This window comes from Actinocorallia lasiicapitis (assembly GCF_054778695.1).
The window spans coordinates 1-4,151 of sequence record NZ_BAAGZI010000470.1 but is presented as its reverse complement, the minus strand read 5'-3'; the positions used below and the strand labels follow the sequence as shown (position 1 = coordinate 4,151).

Below are 4,151 nucleotides of genomic sequence, written 5' to 3'. Positions count from 1 at the left end.
GCCGTGAACACCGGGGTGAGGGCCCGGTGCTCGGCCTCCAGCCGGTCGATCAGCTTGCGGTACTTGAGCTGGCCGCGCGACCGCCGCCAGCTCTGCCGCACCAGCTTGACCTGCGCGGTGACGCCCTCGGGGGTCAGCGGTTCGGCCAGCCGGTAGCGCAGGCGCAGGTCCTCGGGCGGCTGGTCGCCCGACGCCCGCGCCGGTTCCAGCACCTCGCTCTTGTAGTCGTCGTCGAACGACACCCGTTAGCTCACCTGCACGCGCGAGAGGTTGCGGCGCGAGGTCTCGACGTCGTCCTCGGACATCCCGCCGACGTCCACCTGGAGCTCCAGCCGTTCGCCGGTCTCCTTCTCCTCGGCGGTGACGTGCAGCAGCCCCGAGGAGTCGAGCGTGAACGTGACGGCGATCGGCCAGCCCGCGCCCTTTCCGGGCGGCACCCGCACTGAACCGGTCGCGATCTCGTTGTTGTCGGACGGCTCCGCCGACGGCACCGCGCCCGCCTGCTCCATCACCCGGACGTCGGCCGAGGTCTGCTCGTCGTGGACGGTGAAGAAGTCCTCCGACTTCGACGCGGGCAGCTCGTCGTTGGCCAGCACCAGATGCACGACCTCCTCGGCGCGGGTGTCGCGGTTGAGCACCACGATCCCGAACGCCCGCGACGCCACCGTCTTGATCTTCCGGGCGGCGATCTGCTTCTGCTGCTCGGCCGAGAGCCCCGCCCTCGTCGCCATCTCCTCAGCCTGGTCGGCGGCGCCCTCCATGAGCAGCCGCCGGAAGGTCTCCTCGAACGCGTACAGCGCCGCGCCCTTCGCGACGGCCAGATCGGGATCCTGCAGGCGCGGCGCCAGCCCGAGCTCGGTCTCCAGCCGGGCGGCCACCGCGGGCATCTTGGTCGAGCCGCCGACCAGCACCAGGTCGTCGTAGTCCTCGACGCCCTTCTCGCGCGCGATCCCCAGGGTACGGCCGGTGATCTCGACGGTCCGGTCGAGCAGATCCTTGGTGATCTCCTCGAAGGCGTCGCGGGTGATCTCGACGGTCGAGACCCGGCCGCCGTGCATCACCCGGACGATGTGCTGGGTGCGCGAGGTCAGCGCCTTCTTGGCCTCTTCGGCGTCGCGGCGGAGCTGCTGCTCGGTCTGCTTGTCGTCGAGGGGGTCGCCCGCGTCGGGGTGCTCGGCCTTGAACCGGTCGGCCAGATGCTCCACCAGCCGCGAGTCCCAGTCGGCGCCGCCCAGCTCATGGTCGCCGTCGGTGCAGATCACCTCGATGTGGCCGTCGCGCAGCGCGATGACCGTGGTGTCGAAGGTGCCGCCGCCCAGGTCGTAGACCAGGATCGTGCGGTCGCGTTCGGGGTTGAGCACCCCGTAGGTGACGGCCGCGGCGATCGGCTCGGAGATGATGTCGATGACGTTCAGCCCGGCGATCCGCCCGGCCTTCCTGGTGGCGTCGCGCTCCGCGGCCCCGAAGTAGGCCGGGACCGTGATCACGACGTCCCGCGCCACCTCCCCGGTGACGGTCTGCGCGTCGGTCGCGAGCTTCAGCAGGATGAACGCCGACAGCTCCTCGGGGTTGTACTCGAACCCGTGGATCGCGCGGGGCACGTCACGGCCCATGTCGCGCTTGATCAGGCTGACCACGTTGTCGGGGTAGAGCACGGCCGTGTCCTTGGCCTGCGCGCCCACGATGACGTTGTCACCGGACTCGAAGTACACCACCGAGGGGGTGGTGTCGGTGCCTTCCAGATTCCGCAGGACGGTCGGCCGTCCCACGTCGTCGATGCTGGCGATGCACGAGTAGGTGGTGCCCAGGTCGATCCCGTAAACAGCCATGCCCTCAGTCTTCCTGATACTTACCGACACGGACTTGTGCTCTGCGGACGATCTGCTCGCCCCGGGTGAAGCCGTCGGAACAGACTTCGACCACACGGCCGTCGAGCGCCTTGTCCTCGACGGGCGCGGCGCCCAGGGGGCGGTGCAGGTCCCGGTCGTAGACGTCGCCGGGGGAGACGTCGTACTTCTCGACCCCGGTACGGCCCAGCGCCTCGGCGAGCTCATCGCCGATCATCGCCAGCAGCGGGGCGACGTTCGCGGAGTCCGGCGGGGTCAGCTCCGCGCGGCGGACGACGTCGTACAGCCGGAAGAGCGCGGCCCGCACCGGTTCGTGCATCTGCTGGAGCTCGCCACGGCGCAGGAGCTGGTTCTCCTCGTGCAGCCGGTCGATGATCTCCTCGCGGTGCCTGGCGCGCTCCTGCTCCTTCTCCAGGGTCGCGGACAGACCGGAGAGGACGGCGTGGATCTCGACCAGGGACACCTCGGGCCGATCTTCGTCGGGCGGGCCGGATTTATCTGGCCCGGATTCACCTGACTTCGGGGTACTCGACACGTGCAGCAACCTTAACGGGCGGTCACCGGCCACGATAGGGCTTGCTGTTCTTTCACCGCCGGGTAACAGTAAGGAAACGTGCATCGTGCACGATAGGAACACGAAGCACTACTGGAGGTGACCTACATGCTCTTGCGCATCCGCGTCCGCCTGCCGGACCGACCGGGGTCACTGGGCAGGGTCGCGCGTACGCTCGGCGCCGCGGGCGCCGACGTCGTGCAGCTCGCCGTCCTGGAGAACGAGTCGGGCCGCGCGCTGGACGACTTCACCGTCGCCTGGCCGACCGGGGTCTCGGCGGACCGGCTCATCGCCGGGCTCGACGCCGTGCCCGGCGTCACCGTCGAGGGGCTCTGGCCGACCGTCGAACCGCAGGGCGCGCATCCCGACGCCGCCCTGATCGGCCAGCTCGCCGGCCGTCCCGAGGACGGCATGACGATCCTCACCGACGCCCTGCCGGGGATCCTGTCCGCCGACTGGGCGGGGCTGCTGCACGTCACCCCGGGCAAACTGGTGCACACCAGCCCCGCGGGCGACGGGGTCGAGGCCCCGGAGATCGGCGAGGCGGTACGGCTGCGCGCCTTCCAGGCCCCCGACGGCACCCAGTACGGCCTGGCTCCGCTGCGCGGCGTCGATCTGGCGGTGCTCGTGGCGCGTTCCAACGCGCCGGAGTTCCACTCCACGGAGATGACCCGGCTGGAGCAGCTCGTGGGCGCGGCCTCCGCGGTCCTCGGCGAACGGGTCTCCCTGCTCGTCTAAAGCTCGATGCGGTAGAGCAGGTGGCGGGCCTTGGGGTGGCCCGCCTCGACCAGCGGATGGTCGAAGTCGCCGTCGGGGTCGCGCCGCATCCCCAGCCGTTCCGCCACGGCCTGGGACCGCAGATTGCGCGTCGCAACCATCGCGACGACCTCCCCGAGGCCCCGCGCGCGGGCGAATTCCAGGCAGCCGCGGGCCCCCTCGGTGGCGTAGCCGCGCCCCCACTGCGCGCGGGCCAGCCGCCAGCCGATCTCGACGGCCGGCGTGAAATGCGCCTCGAACGGCACATCCTGCAGCCCGATGAAGCCGATGAACTCCCCGGTGTCGATCCGCTCGGCGGCCGCCATGCAGTAACCCGTCTCGGCGAGCCGCTCGGTCTGCCTGTCGACGCTCGCGTCCGACTCCTCGGGGGTCCTGACCGAGGGGAAATGCTCCATCACCTCGGGATCGAGGTTCAACGCGGCGTACGGCGCGCGGTCGGTGTCGCGCCAGGGGCGCAGCAGCAGTCTCTCGGTGCGGATCTCGAACATGATCGCAGCCTAGTGGTCCATTATATGAGACTTGATTCCCAGAGTATGAGATACGCGGCTAGGCTCCGAACATGACGAACCGCGAGAAGTACACCCATGGTCACCATGACTCCGTGCTGCGTTCGCACCGCTGGCGGACCGTCGACAACTCCGCCGCGTATGCCGCGCGGTACTTCGTGGCCGGGGCCCAGGTTCTGGACGTCGGGTGCGGGCCCGGGACGATCAGTGCTGACATCGCCGCACGGGTGGCCGGGCGTGACGGGCGCGGGCGTGAAGGCCGGGTGGTCGCGATCGACCTGGCCGAGGGGGTGCTGGCGGAGGCCGCGGCCCACGCCGCGGAGCAGGGCGTCACCGGCATCGTGTTCGAGGCGCGCGACGTCTACGACCTGCCCTACGCCGACGGCGCGTTCGACGTCGTCCACGCCCACCAGACCCTGCAGCACGTCGCCGACCCGGTGCGCGCGCTGCGCGAGATGCGGCGCGTGT

At 70.4% G+C, this 4,151-nt stretch carries 6 protein-coding genes; 2 read left to right on the top strand and 4 right to left on the bottom strand.

The window, feature by feature from the left end; all coding sequences use genetic code 11:
- The 3 genes from ACYVE7_RS30415 to ACYVE7_RS30405 all read right to left on the bottom strand — a co-directional run.
- Window positions 1–242, bottom strand: a 242-nt coding sequence (locus tag ACYVE7_RS30415) for a hypothetical protein (protein ID WP_460369546.1), incomplete at its 3' end; no start/stop codon positions are given.
- 3 nt (window positions 243–245) lie between these two features.
- Window positions 246–1,829 (bottom strand): Hsp70 family protein, encoded by a 1,584-nt coding sequence (locus ACYVE7_RS30410; RefSeq protein WP_460369545.1) that lies wholly within the window; start codon window positions 1,827–1,829, stop codon window positions 246–248.
- Window positions 1,830–1,833: 4 nt separating this feature from the next.
- The gene (locus tag ACYVE7_RS30405) at window positions 1,834–2,310 is read right to left on the bottom strand and encodes a nucleotide exchange factor GrpE (protein WP_460369543.1); all 477 of its coding nucleotides are present in this window, start codon (window positions 2,308–2,310) and stop codon (window positions 1,834–1,836) included.
- A 198-nt stretch (window positions 2,311–2,508) separates the two neighbouring features.
- On the opposite strand from ACYVE7_RS30405, the gene ACYVE7_RS30400 reads away from it, so the two are divergent.
- Entirely contained in the window at window positions 2,509–3,138 is a 630-nt protein-coding gene (locus tag ACYVE7_RS30400) for an ACT domain-containing protein (protein ID WP_460369541.1), read from the top strand.
- Here ACYVE7_RS30400 and ACYVE7_RS30395 read toward each other — a convergent pair.
- The gene (locus tag ACYVE7_RS30395; RefSeq protein WP_460369540.1) at window positions 3,135–3,665 is read right to left on the bottom strand and encodes a GNAT family N-acetyltransferase; all 531 of its coding nucleotides are present in this window, start codon (window positions 3,663–3,665) and stop codon (window positions 3,135–3,137) included. The genes ACYVE7_RS30400 and ACYVE7_RS30395 overlap by 4 nt on opposite strands.
- 71 nt (window positions 3,666–3,736) lie before the next feature.
- On the opposite strand from ACYVE7_RS30395, the gene ACYVE7_RS30390 reads away from it, so the two are divergent.
- A partial coding sequence (locus tag ACYVE7_RS30390) for a class I SAM-dependent methyltransferase (protein ID WP_460369539.1) occupies window positions 3,737–4,151 on the top strand: 415 nt, incomplete at its 3' end.